The sequence below is a fragment of the Microcoleus sp. S28C3 genome (assembly GCF_036700785.1).
Taxonomy (GTDB): domain Bacteria; phylum Cyanobacteriota; class Cyanobacteriia; order Cyanobacteriales; family Microcoleaceae; genus Microcoleus; species Microcoleus asticus.
This window is the reverse complement of the sequence record NZ_JAUBPO010000029.1, coordinates 37,802-57,510: the sequence shown is the minus strand read 5'-3', so window position 1 is coordinate 57,510 and position 19,709 is coordinate 37,802. Positions and strand designations below refer to the sequence as shown.

General features: G+C 44.1%; 22 protein-coding genes and 1 pseudogene. 11 read left to right on the top strand and 12 right to left on the bottom strand.

Translation table 11 applies throughout. The features are described from left to right. Positions 1–140: 140 nt before the first annotated feature. The 6 genes from QUA13_RS11265 to QUA13_RS11240 all read right to left on the bottom strand — a co-directional run bounded on the left by QUA13_RS11265 (position 141) and on the right by QUA13_RS11240 (position 7,426). The gene (locus QUA13_RS11265) at positions 141–716 is read right to left on the bottom strand and encodes a TIGR04376 family protein (protein WP_172190506.1); all 576 of its coding nucleotides are present in this window, start codon (positions 714–716) and stop codon (positions 141–143) included. 141 nt (positions 717–857) lie between these two features. Next, positions 858–2,075 (bottom strand): hypothetical protein, encoded by a 1,218-nt coding sequence (locus QUA13_RS11260; RefSeq protein ID WP_333198395.1) that lies wholly within the window; start codon positions 2,073–2,075, stop codon positions 858–860. 685 nt (positions 2,076–2,760) lie between these two features. Next, positions 2,761–4,683: an ABC-F family ATP-binding cassette domain-containing protein gene (locus QUA13_RS11255; RefSeq protein WP_333198393.1), complete on the bottom strand. Its 1,923-nt coding sequence runs from the start codon at positions 4,681–4,683 to the stop codon at positions 2,761–2,763. A 175-nt stretch (positions 4,684–4,858) separates the two neighbouring features. Further along, positions 4,859–5,023, bottom strand: a complete 165-nt coding sequence (locus tag QUA13_RS11250; protein ID WP_333198392.1) for a hypothetical protein — start codon at positions 5,021–5,023, stop codon at positions 4,859–4,861. Continuing rightward, the gene (locus QUA13_RS11245) at positions 5,020–6,156 is read right to left on the bottom strand and encodes a reverse transcriptase domain-containing protein (RefSeq protein ID WP_333198391.1); all 1,137 of its coding nucleotides are present in this window, start codon (positions 6,154–6,156) and stop codon (positions 5,020–5,022) included. Before QUA13_RS11245 ends, QUA13_RS11250 begins: the two co-directional genes overlap by 4 nt. 238 nt (positions 6,157–6,394) lie before the next feature. Continuing rightward, a complete protein-coding gene (locus tag QUA13_RS11240) occupies positions 6,395–7,426 on the bottom strand; it encodes an RNA-binding domain-containing protein (protein ID WP_333198389.1) in 1,032 nt (343 codons plus the stop codon). A 100-nt stretch (positions 7,427–7,526) separates the two neighbouring features. On the opposite strand from QUA13_RS11240, the gene QUA13_RS11235 reads away from it, so the two are divergent. The 7 genes from QUA13_RS11235 to QUA13_RS11210 all read left to right on the top strand — a co-directional run bounded on the left by QUA13_RS11235 (position 7,527) and on the right by QUA13_RS11210 (position 11,837). Beyond that, on the top strand, positions 7,527–7,910 hold the full coding sequence (locus tag QUA13_RS11235; protein ID WP_333198387.1) for a hypothetical protein: 384 nt from the start codon (positions 7,527–7,529) through the stop codon (positions 7,908–7,910). After that, the gene (locus tag QUA13_RS11230) at positions 7,900–8,247 is read left to right on the top strand and encodes a DUF5615 family PIN-like protein (RefSeq protein WP_333198385.1); all 348 of its coding nucleotides are present in this window, start codon (positions 7,900–7,902) and stop codon (positions 8,245–8,247) included. Before QUA13_RS11235 ends, QUA13_RS11230 begins: the two co-directional genes overlap by 11 nt. A gap of 98 nt (positions 8,248–8,345) precedes the next feature. Beyond that, entirely contained in the window at positions 8,346–8,657 is a 312-nt protein-coding gene (locus tag QUA13_RS11225; RefSeq protein ID WP_333198409.1) for a nucleotidyltransferase family protein, read from the top strand. A gap of 192 nt (positions 8,658–8,849) precedes the next feature. Continuing rightward, positions 8,850–9,539: a TMEM175 family protein gene (locus QUA13_RS11220; protein ID WP_333198383.1), complete on the top strand. Its 690-nt coding sequence runs from the start codon at positions 8,850–8,852 to the stop codon at positions 9,537–9,539. 73 nt (positions 9,540–9,612) lie between these two features. Continuing rightward, the gene (locus tag QUA13_RS11215) at positions 9,613–10,101 is read left to right on the top strand and encodes a cupin domain-containing protein (protein ID WP_333198381.1); all 489 of its coding nucleotides are present in this window, start codon (positions 9,613–9,615) and stop codon (positions 10,099–10,101) included. 138 nt (positions 10,102–10,239) lie between these two features. Beyond that, positions 10,240–10,434 (top strand): nucleotidyltransferase family protein, encoded by a 195-nt coding sequence (locus QUA13_RS32755; RefSeq protein ID WP_445242705.1) that lies wholly within the window; start codon positions 10,240–10,242, stop codon positions 10,432–10,434. Positions 10,435–10,787: 353 nt separating this feature from the next. After that, positions 10,788–11,837, top strand: a complete 1,050-nt coding sequence (locus QUA13_RS11210; RefSeq protein ID WP_333198379.1) for a Fe(3+) ABC transporter substrate-binding protein — start codon at positions 10,788–10,790, stop codon at positions 11,835–11,837. Between the two features lie 65 nt (positions 11,838–11,902). Here the strand turns inward: QUA13_RS11210 and QUA13_RS11205 are convergent, their stop codons facing one another. Together QUA13_RS11205 and QUA13_RS11200 are read right to left on the bottom strand one after the other, a co-directional pair. Further along, positions 11,903–12,403, bottom strand: a complete 501-nt coding sequence (locus tag QUA13_RS11205) for a pentapeptide repeat-containing protein (RefSeq protein ID WP_333198377.1) — start codon at positions 12,401–12,403, stop codon at positions 11,903–11,905. 43 nt (positions 12,404–12,446) lie between these two features. Then, the gene (locus tag QUA13_RS11200) at positions 12,447–14,168 is read right to left on the bottom strand and encodes an iron ABC transporter permease (RefSeq protein WP_333198375.1); all 1,722 of its coding nucleotides are present in this window, start codon (positions 14,166–14,168) and stop codon (positions 12,447–12,449) included. A gap of 126 nt (positions 14,169–14,294) precedes the next feature. Between QUA13_RS11200 and QUA13_RS11195 the strand changes: the two genes are divergently transcribed. Beyond that, a complete protein-coding gene (locus QUA13_RS11195) occupies positions 14,295–15,383 on the top strand; it encodes an ABC transporter ATP-binding protein (RefSeq protein ID WP_333198373.1) in 1,089 nt (362 codons plus the stop codon). Positions 15,384–15,465: 82 nt separating this feature from the next. Here QUA13_RS11195 and QUA13_RS11190 read toward each other — a convergent pair whose 3' ends face one another. Together QUA13_RS11190 and QUA13_RS11185 are read right to left on the bottom strand one after the other, a co-directional pair. Beyond that, the gene (locus tag QUA13_RS11190; RefSeq protein ID WP_333198371.1) at positions 15,466–15,801 is read right to left on the bottom strand and encodes an element excision factor XisI family protein; all 336 of its coding nucleotides are present in this window, start codon (positions 15,799–15,801) and stop codon (positions 15,466–15,468) included. Then, positions 15,786–16,205, bottom strand: coding sequence for a XisH family protein (locus QUA13_RS11185; RefSeq protein WP_333198369.1), 420 nt, complete (start codon positions 16,203–16,205; stop codon positions 15,786–15,788). The genes QUA13_RS11190 and QUA13_RS11185 overlap by 16 nt, the downstream gene beginning before the upstream one ends. Before the next feature lie 146 nt (positions 16,206–16,351). Here QUA13_RS11185 and QUA13_RS11180 point away from each other — a divergent pair, with 146 nt between their 5' ends. Then, positions 16,352–17,086 (top strand): DCL family protein, encoded by a 735-nt coding sequence (locus QUA13_RS11180; protein WP_333198367.1) that lies wholly within the window; start codon positions 16,352–16,354, stop codon positions 17,084–17,086. After that, positions 17,079–17,366 (top strand): hypothetical protein, encoded by a 288-nt coding sequence (locus QUA13_RS11175; RefSeq protein WP_333198365.1) that lies wholly within the window; start codon positions 17,079–17,081, stop codon positions 17,364–17,366. The genes QUA13_RS11180 and QUA13_RS11175 overlap by 8 nt, the downstream gene beginning before the upstream one ends. Here the strand turns inward: QUA13_RS11175 and QUA13_RS32750 are convergent. Both QUA13_RS32750 and QUA13_RS11170 read right to left on the bottom strand, forming a co-directional pair. Continuing rightward, a pseudogene (locus QUA13_RS32750) lies at positions 17,315–17,425 on the bottom strand (Uma2 family endonuclease); the annotation flags it as partial. The gene QUA13_RS11175 and the pseudogene QUA13_RS32750 overlap by 52 nt on opposite strands. Positions 17,426–17,570: 145 nt before the next feature. Continuing rightward, entirely contained in the window at positions 17,571–18,341 is a 771-nt protein-coding gene (locus QUA13_RS11170; RefSeq protein WP_333198363.1) for a TerC family protein, read from the bottom strand. A 425-nt stretch (positions 18,342–18,766) separates the two neighbouring features. Between QUA13_RS11170 and psaM the strand changes: the two genes are divergently transcribed. Beyond that, a complete protein-coding gene (gene psaM, locus QUA13_RS11165) occupies positions 18,767–18,862 on the top strand; it encodes a photosystem I reaction center subunit XII (protein ID WP_006633247.1) in 96 nt (31 codons plus the stop codon). The last annotated feature ends 847 nt before the right edge of the window (positions 18,863–19,709 follow it).

Genomic DNA, 19,709 nt, shown 5'->3' with positions numbered 1-19,709 from the left:
TGTCCCTACAACTTTAGGATGGTATTTATATTAAGTATCCGCGATCGCAACACCTGGGAGTCTGGGGGGTTGACGAATATGTGCACTGGGAATTCGAGTTTTGGGTAAACTCGTCCCTAAAGGATTCGGATGCTTTGGAACTATCGGCCTATATTGCGCTTCATGCGATCTAGTTCTTCGTCTGCTTCCCAGCGTTGAAACTTTTCTTCTAAAGGATCTGCAGCATTAAAACTGTTATAATTTGAACTCTGATTCCAACCCTTTGTATCCCAATTCTGCTCTGTTTTAGTGGTAGTGCGAGTTGCAGCTTCTGCTGCTTTTGCTCGGACTTCTTTGCGACGCAATTGAATTTGGCGGTACAGTTCTTTGGCTTTTTCAATCCGTTCTTTGCAGCCTTGCATTTGCCCCCAGCGCTGATTTCCCTGACGCAGCAAAGCGGCTTGCCGCTCTTGGGCAGCTTGAGCTAAATCGAGCCTTTGAGCCGCTTTAGCTTTGTTGATTCGATCGTTCCAGCGCTGAATTTCTTGGGCGGCGGAGAGAATTTCTGATTGCAGTTTTTTCTCTTGTTTCTGGATATCGAGAATCAGTCGCAGAGTGTCTTCTTCTTGTTCCTTCAGTTGTTCTTCTATTGCCTGCAATTCCAGATGGGGATTGCTGCGCAAAAATTCTTCTAATCGGGTTTCTAGAAAGCGGCTGAAATCGTCAAATAAGCCCATTTTTTTAAATAATTTTGAGTTTTGAGTTTTGGATTTTGCATGAATTATTTCGGGCAATTCAAAAGTTTTGCGTTTTGAATTTTGGCTGTGAATTACTCAACTTCTTTAACTCAAAACTCAAAACTCAAAACTCAAAATCATTTAAAATTTCTGCCCTACAAAAACCGATCGCACATCTCCTCCCTTGCGGATAACTGCTTCTTGATTTTTGATTTCTGCCAGCGTCCAACCGCTAGCGCCAATGCTTTCGCCGACATAAATTCTGCGGGCTACACCGTCTACTTCAAACAAAGCGGCCGATCGGTCGCCCAACTCCAAAATCCCTACCAGCGTGTGCGCGGAAGTCGGGGCGCTGCTGACGGCCGGTGCGGATTGCTCGGGCGCGGGCGCGGATTGCTGGGCAGCAGGCGCTGGTGCCGGTTCGGTTTCGCGAGCCAAAATCTTCGGCTGGGGAGACTCCGAGGAGGAAGGGGAAGCGGCGAGGGGACTTCGAGTGCCTGCAGCGGCGATCGCGCGACCGGAGGCTGGAGCCGCGGGCGATGGGGAAACTGCGGCGGTTTGAGGAGCAGCCGGAGCAGCAGCTACCGGAGCAGCCGGAGCAACAGTCACCTGAGCGGGGGGAGGGATGACTACGATTTGGGGTGCAGGTGCTCCAGGCTGCGCGCCGGCTTGTTCTAGGGCCTCAGCGATGCGGTTGACTGCTGTAGAAAGACCTGCGGTTGCGGGCGGCGCGCCGGAAATTTGAATGCTCGGCAGCGTCCCTGGGGTGGCAACTCCGGGAACTCCTGCAAGTTGCGGGTTGGGCTGGGGTGCTTTTTTTTGTTCGATCGCTTCTAGCGAGCGCTGCACGTATTCCACAAACGGGGTGTCTGGTGCTGTTTTGCCACTGGCTACCGGCCTCTCTGGTGCGGGGGCTGCGGGCAAGCGCACCAGTCCAGACCTGCTTGCGAGCCACAAGCCCATGACTAGCAGCAGCGACCCAAAGGCTGCTCCGAGCAGGATTCTGTCGAATGATTGTTTGGACTGCTGTTTTTTGGCTGTTTCTAGGGCGACTTGGCGGGCGATCGCTTCTACGTCTTTTTCGGCTCGCTGCGGCTGGGGCGCCAACGGCGACAAAACTATTTGAGGTACCGAGATCGACTTGAGCGCCACGAATTCTGGCGCTACCGGCTCGGCGGGCAGTCCGCCACTGCCGTCGAATGCTCGATCGACTCCTTCAAACAGTTCGTCCATCAACCGATCGGCGTATGACTCTACTGCCACTGCTTCGGGTGGCACTGTTTCCACCGTCGCCGTCACGGCGATCGGATCTGACGCTGATTCCAAAGACATCTGTTTGGCGATTACTTTTTGAGGCATAGTTTTCTGTTTGCTCCCGCTCCTCGACAACCCTGAGATTCTCAACTTCAGACTTCTACAGGATACTTGTGATGTTGACCAGTTCTTGGCTCAGAACAGGTCAATTGTATCTCACCCATCACCATATTTTTAGTCCTCGACCAACTTATCTTGGCCCGATCGACTTTTGTTTTACCTGTTTTGGGCTTTTTCGCCCTTGTTTTCTGCTGCCAGTCTTATTTGCTTACCCTGACTTTTACTGCATATTCTACTGCTTTTGTCAACCCCACCCTCGGGGCTTCCCAGTTTTTGACACACAGCTTTACTTGAGGCGATCGCAAAAAAAGCTGGTTTTTTGCCGCTGTTTCCGCTGGCATTGCTGCTTTGAAAAGGATTTCAGACTTTTAACCGTCTTAAGTTTGTTGGTCAGTTTGTTTGACAGTAGTAACAGGCGACCGATTTTATAACTTTAATAGTATCATAGCTTCATCACATTTAGGTAATAAATCGTCAAAGGTTGCCAAATCGTCGGCTAAATAAGCATTATTCCTAATATTTTTTTTACAACACTATTTGTAATATAAAAAGAAAAAAAATTGAAATTTGTCAATATATATTCGTTTCAGCATAAAAATTTTTCACTCATAATTTCTCTAGCTCCTGTCATTATTAACAGGAGCTAAACACAACACTCGGACAACCCAAATTAACCCACCCGTTCCGCCAATTCTAACCAGCGCTCAGTCGCCCGATCGATCTGCTGCGTCAACTGAGCCAAACGATCGGATAACTTCTTCACCTCCGCAAACCCGCTCGGAGCATTGTTAGACAACCTCTTCTCAATCTCTTGTTTCTCAGCTTCCATCTGCGGAATTTGACTTTCTAATTGTTCGTATTCCCGCTTATCATTGAAGGAAACTTTGGTAGATTTTTGAGTTGAACTTTGGGATTTTGAATTGTTAGATTCAGCGATGCGTGTAATTTTTTCTTTTTCTTTTTGTCCTTTGATTTCCTTGGCTTCTTCCGCTTTTTTGTAGTCTAAATACACCGAATAATTGCCGGGATACAAACGCAAATTGCCGCCCGGTTCCAAGGCGAAAACCATGTCGATCGTGCGATCGAGAAAATAGCGATCGTGGGACACCACAATCACGCAGCCGTTAAAATCTTCGAGATAATCCTCCAAAACCGCCAAAGTCTGCACGTCCAGGTCGTTTGTCGGTTCGTCCAAAATCAGCACGTTCGGCGCACTCATCAGCACTTTCAACAGAAATAACCGGCGCTTTTCTCCCCCCGAAAGTTTGCTAATTGGTGAATACTGTTGGTTCGGTGGAAACAGAAACTTTTCCAACATTTGAGAAGCGGTAATGATTTCCCCATCCGCCGTTTGCACCAATTCTGCCACACTTTTCAAGTATTCAATAACTCGCTGGTCTTCATTGGGCGTCAAATCCTCTGAATGCTGGTCAAAATAACCGATATGAATGGTTGTCCCAATTTCGACAGTACCAGAATCCGGCTGAATGCGTCCGGTGATGATATCCATCAGCGTCGATTTTCCCGCACCGTTGCTACCAATAATTCCAATCCGGTCTTCGGGAGTGAAATTGTAGGTAAAATCTTTAATTAAAGTGCGATCGCCGTAAGCTTTATTGATATGCAGTAACTCAATTACCTTCTTACCAATCCGGCGGCCCGCTGTCGCAATTTCGACTTTGCCGTTGGCTGTTTTGAATTCCTCTGCTCGCATATCTTTAATGCGATCGATCCTGGCTTTTTGCTTCGTACTGCGCGCCTTCGGCCCCTTCTTCAGCCATTCCAACTCGCGCCGCAATACTCCCGAGAATTTGCGCTGAGTGCTGGCGGCCGATTCTTCAGCTAGGGCTTTTTTCTCCAAGTAATAAGCGTAATTGCCAGCATAATTGTAAAGGTCGCCGCGATCGATCTCCAGGATGCGATTGGTAACGCGATCGAGAAAATAGCGATCGTGCGTAATCAGCAGCAAAGCACCCCGATAGCCGTTCAAATAGTTCTGCAACCACTCCACAGACAGCGCATCCAAGTGGTTTGTCGGTTCATCCATCAGCAACACATCGGGCTCCGACAACAAGGCCGTTGCTAAGGCAATTCGCTTGCGGTAGCCGCCGGACAAGTCGGCAATTTTCGCATCAAAATCCTCAATCCCCAACTTTGTCAAAATCAATTTTGCCTTGGTTTCCAAATCCCACGCATCCACCTCATCAATGCGTTCAGACACTGCAGACAGACGCGCCATCAACTTGTCTGTATCGCCTTTGCCGTGGGACAATTGATCGGAAATTTCCTCGTATTCGCGCACTAAAGCCATTTGTTCGCCACTGTCGGCAAATACTTGCTCTAAGACAGTGTGATTTTCGTCTAAATCCGGCTGTTGGGGGAGATAAACAATTGTAGACCCAGGATTGACCCAGCGATCGCCAGAGTCGATCGACTCCATACCCGCAATCATTTTCAGCAGGGTTGATTTCCCGGAACCGTTTGTGCCGATGAGTCCGACTTTATCGCCTTCATCGAGGCTGAAACTGGCATCTGTCAAGAGTTCCTTGATGCCGAAGTCTTTTTTGATCGATCGCAGAGTAAAAATAGTCATCTGTATATACAATTATTCACCTAACTTAGTGTAGCGCTGATGGTGATTTAAGCTTATTTATGCTATTGGCGATGATTTATGCGCTGATTGCTGCTGGGGAAACTGCTGCGGGTGAGGGAATTTGGGGCGGCGAGTAGAATTTGGGCTGTTGTCGGGTGCGCGTGGGATGAGGGTGCTAATGTCGATCGATTCCAATGTTGCGATGGGCGATCAAATTTTCAAAAGACTGAGTTATTGTTACAGGATAGCGGGTGTGCGATCGATTTGTGTCGAAAGGGCGATCGGCATGAGGATACTTGTCCTCCAGCGCTAAAGGCAGATACACCGAACACAATTTCAATCGTTGGGCGGTATTTGAGAAATTATCCGTGGCTCTTCAGTTTCTGTAATTTTTTGATTATCAGCTTCTTTTTTTCTTAGATCGTTGAACTTGCTGAGAAGCTCCTGATAGAGGTAGTCATCTTTGCCTCTAACACTACCTACAAACTCGATTTTCCCACGTAGAGAGTCTAGGAAATGTGCTACTTCCTTCTTGGGTAAAGTTACTTTCTTAGCATATTTAGATTCATAAGTTTCTGTAGCTGCCTGTAGTCCATACTTTTTCCAGGCATGAAGAGCACCGTCTATATTACGGACGTATTTACGACTTACATTAACAGTTTGATTGACAATTAGACCTGTAACTTCCTGCCTTTGTGTTTTGTTGTAAGATAGCCTCACTTTTGCATCGTTAATTCTAAACCCATTTCTCTCTATTATCCCTCGCAATTCATCTCCTAAAACAACCTTAGAAGAACCTTTTTCATAAGAGGAAACTAATGAAAGTGCTAGTTCATTCCTATTGCTAGATAAAGTAATGTCATCTGCATATCTTGTATGAAATAACCCATGATCTCTGGAAAATCTTTGTAATTCGCTATCCATTTTTGCACAAATAAGATTTGAGACTATTGGTGAAGTTGGTGCTCCTTGTGGTAGTTTATTATCGAAACAGCATATCTGAGCTAAGATAGTGGCGACTTTTTCGTCTAGTTCATACGGTTTTCCCATGAACAATCCCCTAACTCGACCAAAGTTAATAGAGTCAAAGAAATCCTTAATATCCAGGTTGAGAATAAACTTTTTTCCTACGTGAGCTTTAGCGTTAGTAATAATGCTACGCGAAGTCGCAAATCCGTGAACAGAAGGTCTTGGTCGATAGACAGCATATAAAACTTGGCTGAGCTTTCTTTGAACTATTCCTAACGAACCATTAGGGGAATGAATAGTTCTATAACCTCTAGATTTCTTGGGAACATGAAATTTTGTGTACCGAGAATCGTGAGGAGTTCGGTAAATATAGTATATAAGATATTCATAGGGAACTCTCAATAGTTGAGCAACATCATAAGGTGATTTAAGCTCTTTGAACTTTTGGGAAAGTTCTTCGCAACTCTCGTATAAAAATGGAGGAACATAAGTCTTATTTTTCACAACTATCCGCTCACACTCTTAAAATGAAGTACCTACTCTCTGAGCATTCACGCTTTTTGCATACGCAGCGCACACTGACACTGTTCAGTACCAGGAGCGTAAAGCTAAGTTGAGAGTCCTCCGTCGCAGTATCGCTCACGGAAATAAATACCCATTAAGTAGGTACTAAAGTAATTATACCACGATTTTATAAATTTCTCAATCTTATTAAAAGTCTTATGGTACTTTATAAATATTATTAATTCGTATTACCTCTTTTAAAAGCCTGATATGTTTTTTTCTTTTCATATTTTGCCAGTCTATAATTGGGGTTTTTTGAGAGTGCATAATTAAGAAATTTAATAGATTCACTATATTGGCATTTATGCCTTAAGATAACGCCAATTTGAGTAATGATAGTATAATCATCCGGCTTCATTTTAAGCAAATTTTGATAAAATAAAAGAGCTTCATCCCATCTGTCTAGCTCCTGAAGCATCAATCCTTTGTTGTTTAAAATAGAAAAGTCGTTGATATTGGATTTAAGTGCCTCATTGAGGATAGATAACGCGCCTTCTAGATCACCTATACTCTGATAAGCCGTGGCACATTCTATCCTTCTTTTTGGGCTTTTAGGATCTAGTTCAAGCAATTTCCGGAAAAATCGAGCCATATTATCAACATCACCCATATCTGTTGCAACTTCAGCTCTCTTGCTTAAAAGGTCACGATTATTAGGTTCTTTTTCTAGTCTTCTATCAAGTGCGTCAGCTTTTTTCCGCAAATATACCTGTGTGCGTCTCTCGATTTCTTTGGCAATTTCTTCACTGTTCAGTTTCATACAGGTCGATCCTTTCTTCAGGTACACACTTCCCCCTGAAGTTCTATAGAGACCGAGAGCTTTTTTATCTTCCGTCTTGACAACGTGTATTTGCACAATACACAAGTCTTCTATACGCTTCCGCTCCCAATTGAAAACATCATGAATATTCACATCATAATAGTGATGAGGAATAGCCGGATCAGTCCTTCTTAACTTATCAGGAATACTTCTACTAATCTCGTCTCTGTCATTTCGATTAAGAGTGACCCCCTGAATGATCCCGGAGTCATCTATGCCCAAATAGAGATATCCCTCTATTTGGGCATTCAGGAATCCAAGCACATACTCTTCAGCATGGTTGAGAATCGTATTGACTGGTCGCTTTGAAGTTATCTCCTTAAACTCAAAAGAATCTCCTTCTTCTTGATGAAAAGTTTCTCCTTGCACAAAGTTAATCGGCTGTGTCATATGTATTGGCATAAACTCTAGTTTCAATATTACAGCAATTTGCAATTTTGATCGCAATCTACTATAATTCAAATACCAACCTTTGTTGGAGTATTTTTTTATGTCCTTGCAAGAGCTTAAAGAAAAAGCCAGCCAACTATCAGTCAGCGATCGCCTTGCCCTGCTAGGTGCGATCGTTCAATCCCTTCAAAGTACACCAGAAATCGAGAATTGGCAATATTTAATTGCACGTCCTCATCCTTGGCGCAAACAACTTTACGTTAAGGGACGTAAATTACTGGCATCGACTATTTGGCGAGACATGACTGCCAATCAGATGTCACCCGAACAAGCTGCCGAAAATTGGGATTTACCCCTGTCTGCTATCTATGAGGCGATTCATTACTGTCAGAACAATCAAGAAATTTTAAAATTAGAAGCAGACGAGGAACGCTATCGATTGGAAATAAAAGGAGTCCAAGTTGAGCCTACGAATGCTGCTTGACGAAGATTCTCAAGCAAAGTATTTAGTCAATCTTCTTCAGGCAGCCGGTCACGATGTAGCCACAGTCAATACATTGGATTTAATGAATCATCCAGATTCAGTCGTGCTAGACGCTGCCAGAGAAAATGAGAGAGTGCTGCTTACACGCAATTGTGATGACTTTCAGCAATTGCATCAAGCGAACCCAGAACATTCAGGAATTTTGGCAGTTTATCAAGATTCTGAGGCTTCTAAAAATATGAGTTATCAGGCGATTGTGAAGGCAATTGATAATTTAGAAACAGCCGAATATGAACTAAATAATCAGTTCGTGGTTCTCAATCAATGGAGTTATTAACGAGAAATTTATGTAAAGATGCAAAATATAAGTCTCATTGTTAGCTGCTATTATACACTTTTGTCGAAATCTAGTTTCTGCTAGACAAAGGAGGCTGAATAAAAACCGCGATCGCCCTACCAATTGACCAAATCAACAAATTCTGGCTACAGTGGCAAATCATCGAACTCTCCCTCTTTGGTTCGATACTTCGTGACGACTTTCATGAAGACAGCGACATCGATATCCTAGTTGCTTTTGCCCCCACAGCCAACTGGGGTCTACTCGATCGCGCCCAAATGCAGGAAGAACTCGAAGCACTGCTAAGTAGACGAGTCGATCTAATCAGTAAACGGGCGATCGATCGCAGTTCCAACCCGATTCGCCGTCAAGAAATTCTCTCTACCGCTCAAACTATCTATGTCAAATAACCGCGATCGCGCTTCCTTAATCGATCGCTCTTTTTATTTCAACAACTGCTTCTCCCGTTTTACCCGTTGCGCGATCGGGTATTTATAAGAAGTCGTGCCGATCGACTGCTTAAACAGATCAGCGAAAAGTCCATTAAGGTTATCTGTTTTCAGCCGAGATTAGGTAAGCCAAATCGTTAGCTTGGTTGGTAAGTGCCAGCGATCGCCGATCTGAGTATAACACATCACTGGAACCGACCTTATGCTAAGTTATTGTTGGAATTAGAAGCGATCGGCAGCGCCAGCAGAAAAAGAGGATGTACAAAAATGGGTAAAGGTAGGTTAGAAGCGTTCAGCGATGGTGTAATCGCCATTCTCATCACCATTATGGTGCTGGAATTGAAAGTGCCCCATGAACCTGATTTAGCTGCGCTGCGTCCGCTAGTTCCAGTTTTTCTGAGCTATGTACTCAGTTTTATTTATCTGGGTATCTACTGGAACAACCACCATCACTTGTTACAGGCTGCTCGGCACGTCAATGGTAATGTTTTGTGGGCTAATTTGCATCTGCTGTTCTGGTTGTCACTTATTCCCTTTGTCACTGCCTGGACAGGCGAGAACCACTTCGCGGCCTGGCCAGTTGCGCTTTATGGCACAGTCCTGTTGTTGGCTGCGATCGCTTACTTCATTCTTACTCGTGTCCTTATTTCTTACCACGGTAAAGATTCCACTCTGGCAATTGCACTTGGGCGAGACTTTAAGGGAAAGATATCAGTAGTGATTTATGCCGTAGCAATCCTGCTTTCCTTTGTGAACTCGTTGTTTGCTTTCATGCTATATGTTTTAGTTGCGATCGTGTGGCTTATCCCCGATCGGCGTATTGAGAAAACTCTGAATTCGTGAAGAATGTTCCAGGAAAAGCCATCGCCAGCCAGCTAACACTTTGCTTTACCAATTACCAATTAACAATTAACAAATGACAATTCATCAAAACGGACTTTTTGTTGAACCCGGTCAAGGTCGTTCTTACTACCTTGGTCAAGACCTCTATACCTTCAAGGCAGTTGGTGAAGAGACAGGTCAAGCCTATGCGCTTTGTGAAGTAATTGTTGCACCTCAAGGCGGTTCCCCGCCCCATCGGCACCACCTAGAAGATGAATCATTTTATGTTCAAGACGGAGAGATTGAATTCCAACTTGACGATCGTACTTTCGTGGCGACGGCTGGAACATTCCTTCATTCACCGAAAGGGCAGCTTCACCGATTTACAAATACGACCGTTACATCGGCTACAATGCTGGTTTGGGTAACTCCTGCTGGCTTTGAGAAATTCATTGCCGAAGTTGGAAAGGCAGTAAATGGTCAGATTACCCTTGGAGCATCCTTGACTCCTGAAGACCTGAACAAAATTCTTACCGCGGCTCCCAAATACGGTATCGAGATCGTACCTCCACCATCCGAGTAGCGAGGGTGCGATTTCTTACCGTAAAAAAACAACAACGCAAAGAAGTAAAGAGATAGCTCATAAGCAGTCCAACTTGACTCTACGAATGCTGCTTGAGGAAAATTCTCAAGCAAACTATTTGGTCAATAAGTAAAGAGGCTGAATGAAAACCGCGATCGCCTGCCAATTGACCAAATCATCAAATTTTGCCAACATTGGCAAATCATCGAACTCTCTTTCTTTGGTTCTGTCCTTCGGGACGACTTTCATGCAGACAGTGACATCGATATCCTAGTTACCTTAGTTCTGACAGCCAATTGGAGTTTACTCGATCGCGCTCAAATGCAGGAATAACTCGAACCAATCCTCAGCAGACAAATTGAACTCCCATTCTGCTCATGGTAATACCAACATCATTGCAAACAACCGTTCTGCTACCTAGTCCGCAAAAATCTGTGTCATTAATACATTCCAGGACGCATCAAGACCTTCATAACCGAATTTTTTACCGAATCTGCTGGCTACAACAAAGCCTTTTGGTCAAAAAACCCGGTTTCTGACCACCCGGGCGTCAGCCCTAAAATCGTTACGATCTCGATCAGCAAATAAGAATCACTTGCATTAATATAGTAAAGCAATGACTGTAGATGGCTGTGGATGCACCATCCTGTCAATTACCAGATGAAAAAATCTATCATTATAAAACAATGAGCATTTCTCGGCGTATTTTTCTTGCCAGCGGTACAGCAATGGCTGCCGTGGCACTGGGGGAACTAAGCAAAAAAGCCCCTGTCGCAGCCCAAACCGGCACTCTCAACCTTTATTCAGCACGTCACTACGACACTGATAATCAGTTGTACCAAAGCTTCACGAAAAAAACTGGGATCAAAGTTAACCTCGTTGAGGCGGAGGCTGACCAACTAATTGAACGGATTAAAAGTGAAGGTGCAAATAGCCCTGCTGATGTTTTCATCACCGTTGATGGTGGGCGTTTGTGGCGGGCGAAACAAGCAGGTATCCTGCAACCTGTTTCTTCAGCAGTCCTGACATCCGCAATTCCAGCGAGTTTGCGAGATCCTCAAGGTTTCTGGTTTGGTCTATCGCGCAGGGCACGGGTGATTGTTTATAACAAAAGCAAGGTGAACCCTGCCCAATTGTCAACATATGAAGCGCTGACAGAACCTCGGTGGAAAGGCAAAATTTTAGTGCGATCGTCCACTAATATCTATAATCAGTCTCTTGTTGGAGCCATGTTAGCGACTCATGGGGCTCAAAAAACAGAAGCTTGGGCGCGAGGATTGGTGGCTAATTTTGCACGTCCTCCAGAAGGAAATGATACGGCGCAAATCAAGGCTGTTGCTGATGGGGTAGGCGATATTGCGCTGGTTAATACCTATTATGTAGCCCGCTTAATGAAATCGAAAGATCCAGCAGAACAAGCGATCGCGGCGAAGGTAGGTGTATTTTTCCCCAACCAGCGCGATCGCGGTACCCACGTGAATATTTGTGGTGCCGGTGTAGTCAAAACCTCCCGTAACAAAGCAGGCGCGACCAAATTCTTGGAACACCTAGCCAGTCGCGAAGCGCAACAAATTTTTGCTAGGGGTAATTACGAATACCCTGTGATTTCAGGTGTGGCGATCGATCCTGCAGTTGCAAGTTTTGGTACATTCAAATCTGACCCTCTCAACCCTGATGTGTTTGGGAAAAATAACCCCGACGCTTTAAAGATTGCCGATCGCGCAGGATGGAAATAGAGGCTTTTTGAACAAGAAGCTACTCTTTGTGATTCGGCGGTTGAAACCGCCGAATCACATCAACTTTAATTTTTAATTTTACCATCCGGCATTATAGCGCCTTTCAGGTTTGCCCCTTTCAGGTTTGCCCCTGTCAAATCAGCACTATTTAAGTCAGTTTCACTTAAATCGGCATTACTAAGATTGGCATTATTCAGTTTTGCCCCTCGCAAAAAAGCCCCTTTAAGATTTGCATTACTCAAATCAGCCTGTGTGAGATCGGCGGCAGATAAACCTGCTTTTTCCAGAGAAGCACCTTTTAAATTTGCACCTTTGAGATTGACGCTATCTAGTAAGGCTTCATTAAGTTTGACATTTTCTAGGACTGCACCTTCCAACTTAGCACCATTGAGATTAGCGCTTGTTAAATCTATCTTGCTTAACTTAGCGCCAGTCAGGTCGCATTCTGGACATTGCTTAGTTTTTTGTAATGTTTCGAGGGGGCTGGTCGCCTGTTTTTGGCATCCAAACGTGACCAAAGTAGTAAGTAGTAAGAACGAGATTGTGCCAGTAGTGCGAGTAAACATTGGTGAATTTTTATTAATAATCTTGATTTGTAAAGGGATAATGTTAACTGTTAACCGTTAACTCTGTTGAAGACTTGCGCGATCGCGCAATTTTCCAACTTAATAAAATAACCGGTAACATCCCCACTAAAACAATTGCGAGTGCAGGGCCAGAAGCTTCAGCTAATCGCTCATCGGAGGCAAGTTGATAAGTTCGCACAGCCAAAGTATCAAAGTTAAATGGTCTAATAATTATAGTAGCAGGTAACTCTTTCATTACATCAACGAATACTAACATCATGGCAGTTAGTAAACCTCCCGTCATCATTGGTGTATGAACGGTAACTAAAGTTTGCATCGGACTATAACCCAAACTTCTCGCCGCATCATCTAAATTAGGCTTAATTTTGCTCAAACTCGACTCCACAGCATTTAAAGAAACAGCTAGGAAGCGAACTATATAGGCAAATACCAAAGCTGCGATCGTACCGCTTAACAACAAGCCTGTAGAAATCCCCAAGTTTTGACGCATCCAACTATCAAATAGATTGTCAATTTTACCAATGGGAACCATAATCCCCACTGCAATGACAGAACCAGGTACAGCATAGCCCATTGCCGCAACTCTAGTGCCTAACTGCACTCCTAAATTAGGATATAACCGTAAGCCATAAGCCATAATCAAGGCAATAACTACGGCTAAAATTGCTGTCAGTGTTGCCAAAATTAAACTATGACGGGCAAAGATCCAAAAGCGTTCATCTAAGGTTACTTGCCAATTCGCTAATGTCAACTTGACTAAAAGACCTGCTGGCAATAAAAAACCGAAGAATAGCGGAATCAAACAAGCAATTACCGCTAAAATCTCCCGGATTCCTTTTAGTTGATAAGTTTGCAGTTGGCGATAGCGACTGCTAGCTTGATAATATTTAGTCCGACTGCGCGACCAGCGTTCTAGCAAGATTAAAGCCAGAACAAATAATAATAGCAAGGCAGCTAATTGATTTGCTGCAATTCGTTCTCCCATGCCAAACCAAGTCCGATAAATACCTGTGGTGAATGTATCAACTCCAAAATACTGAACAGTGCCATAATCGTTGAGAGTTTCCATCAAAGCCAGTGCTAAACCTGCAACAATTGCGGGTCTTGCCATTGGTAAGGCAACTGTAATAAAACTCCGCCAAGGACTACACCCCAGTATTCTACTAGCTTCTAGGGTACAAGTTGATTGCTCCAAAAATGCAACTCGTGTTAATAGGTACACGTAGGGATATAAAACTAAGATTAGCATTAAGATTGCTCCCGGGAGCGATCGCACGTTAGGAAACCAATAGTCTCCATAACTCCAGCCAAAAATATAACGCAAAGCAGTTTGAACTGGGCCTGAAAATTCTAAAAAGTCTGTATAAGTATAAGCTAACACATAAGCTGGGGCCGCTAAGGGTAACAGTAATGCCCATTCAAATAAGCGACTGGCCCGAAAGCGACACATTGTTACTAGCCACGCACATCCTACGCCAATCGCGACAACACCACAGCCGACACCGATCATTAACAATAAAGAGTTGACAATATAACGGGTTAAAACTGTATCAGTTAAATGTTGCCATGTATCTTTAGCTTCAAAAAAGATACTGGATAAGACACTAAGAACTGGTATGGCGATCGGCAATGCTAAAGCGATAATTGCAACTGTCCACCCACTAGCGGATAGACCGCGTAAGGTCGATCGCCATTCGATTGTCCTGATTGCTGTTTTTTGTAGTGACTGTTGGGAATTTTTCATCGCTAGTAAAATGTCTAGCTAGCCACCTTATCATTAGGTGTAAATATTTGTCAAGTCTTTATAACAATTTATCTCACTAAAGTGGTTTATTGTAGAATAGTAAGTTGTTGATTATTTATAGCAATAATGGCTCGACCTATAATTCTGCATTTAGATGGTGTAACAAAACAGTATTCCCAAGCAGCATCACCTGCGGTAGCATCTGTCACCCTGACATTACATCAAGGAGATATACTGGCGTTGTTGGGGCCATCGGGTTGTGGAAAAACAACTTTGCTGCGGTTAATTGCTGGTTTTGAACAGCTACAAGCAGGGACGATCACTTTAGCAGGAAAAACTGTAGCGAGTGTTAATATGTCAGTTCCGCCGGAACAGCGAGACATTGGTATGGTGTTTCAAGACTATGCACTTTTCCCCCATTTGACAGTCGCGAAAAATGTAGCTTTTGGCTTAACGCATCAAGGAAAAGAGTCAAAGCATAATATTCAGAAAGGCGTCGCTGAAGCATTAGCGTTGGTGGGATTAGAAGGATTGGAAAACCGTTATCCCCATGAATTATCCGGGGGTCAGCAACAGCGAGTAGCCCTGGCCCGTGCTTTAGCCCCTAGACCTGCGATTATTTTACTAGATGAACCGTTGAGTAATTTAGATGTACAAGTACGGTTAAGATTGCGTCAGGAAATCCGCGATATTCTCAAAGCAACGGAAACCTCTGGTGTATTTGTCACCCACGATCGCGAAGAAGCACTTTCGATTTCAGATTGGGTAGCGGTGATGCGTCGAGGTCAAGTAGAACAGTTTGGCACTCCAGAGGAAGTTTATCAAGAACCAGCATCTCGATTTGTAGCTGAGTTTGTGACGCAAGCTAATTTTGTGTCTGCATCGCTGAAGCAGGATTTTTGGGAAACAGAAGTAGGTTGTTTTGCTGTTAAACGAGATTCATCTTCACAAGTTCCCTGTGATGTTTCTACTGAAGGAGAGTTGATGATCCGGCAGGAAGACTTGAGTTTATACTTAGATGAAGATTCGCCTGTTGTGATTTGCGATCGCCAATTTTTAGGTAGAGAAAATCGTTATTGTTTAAAAACACCTTCGGGCGAAAAGTTATATGCACTCACAACCACAGGAAATGTTTTTCCCATTGGTTCTAAAGTTCGGTTATCTTGTGGTGAGAATTCTCCCTTAGCTTTCTTTGTCGGTAAGCCTAAGCCATAGCTAATGGCTAATCGGAAAAAAATCCTCCCCCTCTTCCCATATCCCAGTTTCCCCCTCTTCTTTCTTCCCTCTTCCTTCTTCCTTATACTGTCTGATACGTTTTCTCTCTATCACTGTTGTCAGGGAAGGAGCTAGTCACGATATGCTCTGCTTTTATACCCGCTGCAATCAGCGCTTGGCTTAGACCTTCCTCGAAGTTATCCTCTTCAATTACAACTTGATTATCGACTAAACGAGCATGAAACAGAATCGTGTCAATCCAGCGCTGTTTATCCCAGCCTGTAGCCAGAATCAGAAAGTGACCAGAATCGACATCACAGACGGGGTAAAGCTGGATCGCCTGTAAACGCGGTTGGGCGCGAGTTGCCTCTTGCAGGGTTTTTGTGAGGATGTCTGCATAGCTTAGTGAGTTATCCATTGGAGAATCACCTCTTGATTTGGTTCGTAAACTAATAAGTTGATTTTATTTCGCTGGACGGCTAACTGAAAAATCGGTTTTTGAAAGTGTTTAATGTAGATCGCTTGGCTCACGGCTAAAAACAACTGACGCTCCGGTTCTTGGCCTTCCAATGCCCATTGGTAAAGCTGAAGCTGTCCCATCGTTTTTTCCAGTTCGCTTATAACTGAGGGTGAATCGAAGTCTTTGATTTCAACAGCGATTTTATGCCCTTCTTTTTCCGCCGTAAAAAACTTTTCGGCTCCTAAGTCGGCTTTCAAAAGTGTCTGTTCTAACACTAAGACTAAAGGATCGTCTGTAATTGTCCACCCGTCTTTTTCGAGGGTACGACGTAGGGAGAAGTGTAAATTATCGCGTCTAGACATTCGACATTCGAGAATTGAGGTTAGGAAAGATAAGGAGGGACTTTTTGAACTCCTATGTCTTGCAGATATCGCTTATTATGATCTATGCTACCACATCTGCGATATAATTTAAGTTATACGTCATATAAAACTGGTATGGAGTTTAAATGGCAAGGCAACCAATTGTTCTCAATGGAATAGAGTTTAAATTCCAAAAAGATGCTATTGAACACTTCAAAAATATGTTGGAGCGCTATCGAAATGGTCAAAGCATAGCAGGTGATGATCGCGATATGTTACTGGCTCTTCTGGAGCGCCATCCTGAAGCAGATAAAAAGATTGGATGTGGTGTAAGACGTTTGTACAAAGATAGAACAGATATGCCGACAAGTTGCTTTTGGATAGAAAGAACAGATGGATCTCGAACGGATTTTTCTTATCGAACAGCGATTTCTGCTAAAGGAAAGTCTCTTTATCAAGAATTTTTAGAAGCCTGCCGTGTCGCTGTTCAAGATGATCTTCTGCTAGCTAAAAAAGAATACTTTGAAAAGTGGGGCGATCGGGATAAAAAAGTTAAATGCCATATTACTGGTGATAAGGTAGCTATCTATGAGAGCCATCTTGACCATAAAAAACCATTGACATTTGAGGTTCTTGTGTACACTTTTATTAGCGCTAATGATATTGAAATAAAACCTGAAATGTTGTTGATGTCCCAGGATGCCCAGTTTCAAACAACTATGATCGATCAAGAGTTAAAGGATAAGTTTCGGCTATATCATCATAAAACGGCGAAGCTTAGGGTTATTAAAGCGGAACAAAATCTTAGTCTTGGCGGCTCTGAGAGAATTCGGAAGATCCGTAATCCTGTATTGATTCCTAAGGAACTTTTAGGTGACTGACGTATCACATCTCTGTTGGAGTGGATGGACTCAGATTTCTGGTGCATTGCGAAGTTTTCTGGCAGCCGCTCAACCGGAAGGTTACATTTTTTTCCGACAGGTGAAATGCGATCGCCTGCAACTCCTTCCCATCGTTCGGGCTCTTTCCCTCTCCTCAAAAAATACAGCCACCACCAAGGCTCAAATCAGATCCGGATCGATCGCCTGCGAGCGCCAATATGCCACCAACCCCGTCAGCAACAAATTCCCCTCGCTATCCCACCAGCGCAACCATTGCTGAGTCTGATTTTGATAACTGCCTTCCCATAGGCCCAATTCTACTCCCATAAGTTCGATCGGCTAGTGAAGAAAACAATATTACAAAATAAAAGCCTTTCATCCCCGGACTAAAGTCACCGGGATGAAAGGCTTTTGCACGTTTTGACCAGCCATCAATCTTGTTGGTTTGACAGATTTAAGCTAACTTTATTCAAATCCAAGTATGTTAATTTTCGGACTTATGTCCTTGCGATTCTCGCACAGCAACTTCTGAATCCGGCTGATTCAGAGCCATTTCTAGAGATTTGGCCATCTCGACTGACTCGGGAGTGCGCTTAGAAAATCCCCACACAAACATCAAGACGATACTGGAAACTAGCAGCCATTGCGGAGGAACTAAATCCGGATTAATTACTTTCACCAACAACCGCATTCCTACGAACCCAACAGTGATGTAACCAGCACTTTCTAGGTGAACGAATTCATCCAGCCAGCGGATGAACAATCCGGCCATGAATCGCAGGGCAATAATTCCAATAGTAGCGCCTGTTACAACGATAAAAGTGTCGTCAGAAACAGCGATCGCAGTAGTAACGCTATCCAAAGAAAACGCTAAATCCGTAAAAGCAATCATGGGAATTGCTTGCCACACAGACGCAAATCTGGGCCCATGATGTTCTCCTTCGGAGTCTGTGTCTGAAGTAAAATGTTGAAAAACAAGCCACAGCAGGTAAAGTGCACCAAGCAGTTCAAACTGCCAGAACTGGATCACCCAAGTAGCCGTTAAAATTAGTGAGATCCGCAGTACAAAAGCAATTATCAAACCCAAGTTGAGAGCTTTTTGCTGATCCTGGGCATCTTCCAAACCTTTAGAAATAGACGCCAGGGCGATCGCGTTGTCAGCCGAAAGTACAGCCTCCAAAGCCACCAAAACCAACAATAATAAAAAGCCGTCAACTCCAAAATTGGGTGAAGCGTCGAGAAATTGATCTATCATTAACTATTTTGGGCACCTAAGATTGGCAAGGGTCGAGCGCAGCGCAAATTACCCGCTCTGTCTAAAATTAGTGTCACCTTCACTTAAATCTTAACCTAATGCGGTAATTCTGCACTACTCCGATCGTCGGAACGAAGTAAAGTTGGGCAACGGATTCGTTTGCTTCGGGTGTAACCGATGTAACTGATGTAACCGATGGATGTTGAGGTAAGAGGGCACAAAGAAGAGGGAAGAAGCAGGATTTTTCCCACTCTCCCACTGTCCCACTTTCCCCATCTCCGACTCCCCCACACCCACACTCTCCACTCTCCCACTCCTCGCCGAACCCACCAAATTTATTTCAAGTTGTAACAAATGATTCCCAAAAGCGCCAATTTGTCTGAAATTGGTGAAAGCTCGTGCCCGCGAAAAGGAGTTTTCCCAATATGTCTTTAACAGATACCCAAGTCTACGTAGCGCTCGTAATTGCTTTGATTCCCGGAATCATGGCTTTCCGGCTCGCAACTGAACTGTACAAGTAGTTTCCAGGCACCAGCCGCGAACCGCTCGATCGCCTGCCCTAGTAGTTAACTCTCTGGCATTACAGACAATTGCTGCCTCAGTGGAGTAAATTGTCTGTTGTCACCAAGACGAGACTGCAAGGGCAGGCATTTTTATTGGGAAATTCTGTCCTCAGGCGTCACCTCGCACCCCTGAATGCCCCCGCCACAGCGCAAGCTTGTTGCTAATAGAGGAATGGGTGACGAAGGAGGAGTCACACCCCGCTCGTCGATTTTGAGCTGAGTGAGAACAGACCACGGGTAGGCGACGACTCACTAATTAAGTCTATCATTGGGACGATTAATGGCATATTTGACAACTCCCCATGCCTCCCATAGGAAGGAATTCATAAGACCATAATTAAGTCTTACAGGTGATGACAAATCACCTCTACACGCTCAACAACCACTACCATTACGATTCGTATTGCAATTGCGCTTACTTTTATCTTGTTTTGCTTTCCGAGTCCATCACAACGCTTCTATTGGTAAGCTGCGTGTCCACCATTGCTTGTTTGCCCAGGCTTATGTCGTGCCGCTCCGACATAAATCAGGGGTTGCTCCTTAATAAAACACTTCAACGCTACGCCTGGTGATTCTTAGTCGCCGATTAGTTCTAGCATTTTGACAGCCGTTGAAACCGCAACCGCGTTCCTCCCATGTCGGTAGCCTTGGGCTTTCCGCTCGTTCTTCGCCGATCGAATATATGGTGTGGACATCTTGCAAAAGTCATGCTGAAAAGTTGAGTTCGTAATTACAGATGCCCGCAATCAAGTTGAAGTTTAAGCCAAATCTGCAGACTTCTTACAAGCATTCGCAAACTATCTTG

Bases quoted from the DNA above. Each gene is read 5' to 3' on its own strand.
- QUA13_RS11265 (WP_172190506.1), bottom strand. From the start codon at position 716: ATGGGCTTATTTGACGATTTCAGCCGCTTTCTAGAAACCCGATTAGAA.
- QUA13_RS11260 (WP_333198395.1), bottom strand. From the start codon at position 2,075: ATGCCTCAAAAAGTAATCGCCAAACAGATGTCTTTGGAATCAGCGTCA.
- QUA13_RS11255 (WP_333198393.1), bottom strand. From the start codon at position 4,683: ATGACTATTTTTACTCTGCGATCGATCAAAAAAGACTTCGGCATCAAG.
- QUA13_RS11240 (WP_333198389.1), bottom strand. From the start codon at position 7,426: ATGACACAGCCGATTAACTTTGTGCAAGGAGAAACTTTTCATCAAGAA.
- QUA13_RS11235 (WP_333198387.1), top strand. From the start codon at position 7,527: ATGTCCTTGCAAGAGCTTAAAGAAAAAGCCAGCCAACTATCAGTCAGC.
- QUA13_RS11230 (WP_333198385.1), top strand. From the start codon at position 7,900: ATGCTGCTTGACGAAGATTCTCAAGCAAAGTATTTAGTCAATCTTCTT.
- QUA13_RS11215 (WP_333198381.1), top strand. From the start codon at position 9,613: ATGACAATTCATCAAAACGGACTTTTTGTTGAACCCGGTCAAGGTCGT.
- QUA13_RS11210 (WP_333198379.1), top strand. From the start codon at position 10,788: ATGAGCATTTCTCGGCGTATTTTTCTTGCCAGCGGTACAGCAATGGCT.
- QUA13_RS11205 (WP_333198377.1), bottom strand. From the start codon at position 12,403: ATGTTTACTCGCACTACTGGCACAATCTCGTTCTTACTACTTACTACT.
- QUA13_RS11200 (WP_333198375.1), bottom strand. From the start codon at position 14,168: ATGAAAAATTCCCAACAGTCACTACAAAAAACAGCAATCAGGACAATC.
- QUA13_RS11195 (WP_333198373.1), top strand. From the start codon at position 14,295: ATGGCTCGACCTATAATTCTGCATTTAGATGGTGTAACAAAACAGTAT.
- QUA13_RS11190 (WP_333198371.1), bottom strand. From the start codon at position 15,801: ATGGATAACTCACTAAGCTATGCAGACATCCTCACAAAAACCCTGCAA.
- QUA13_RS11185 (WP_333198369.1), bottom strand. From the start codon at position 16,205: ATGTCTAGACGCGATAATTTACACTTCTCCCTACGTCGTACCCTCGAA.
- QUA13_RS11180 (WP_333198367.1), top strand. From the start codon at position 16,352: ATGGCAAGGCAACCAATTGTTCTCAATGGAATAGAGTTTAAATTCCAA.
- QUA13_RS11170 (WP_333198363.1), bottom strand. From the start codon at position 18,341: ATGATAGATCAATTTCTCGACGCTTCACCCAATTTTGGAGTTGACGGC.
- psaM (WP_006633247.1), top strand. From the start codon at position 18,767: ATGTCTTTAACAGATACCCAAGTCTACGTAGCGCTCGTAATTGCTTTG.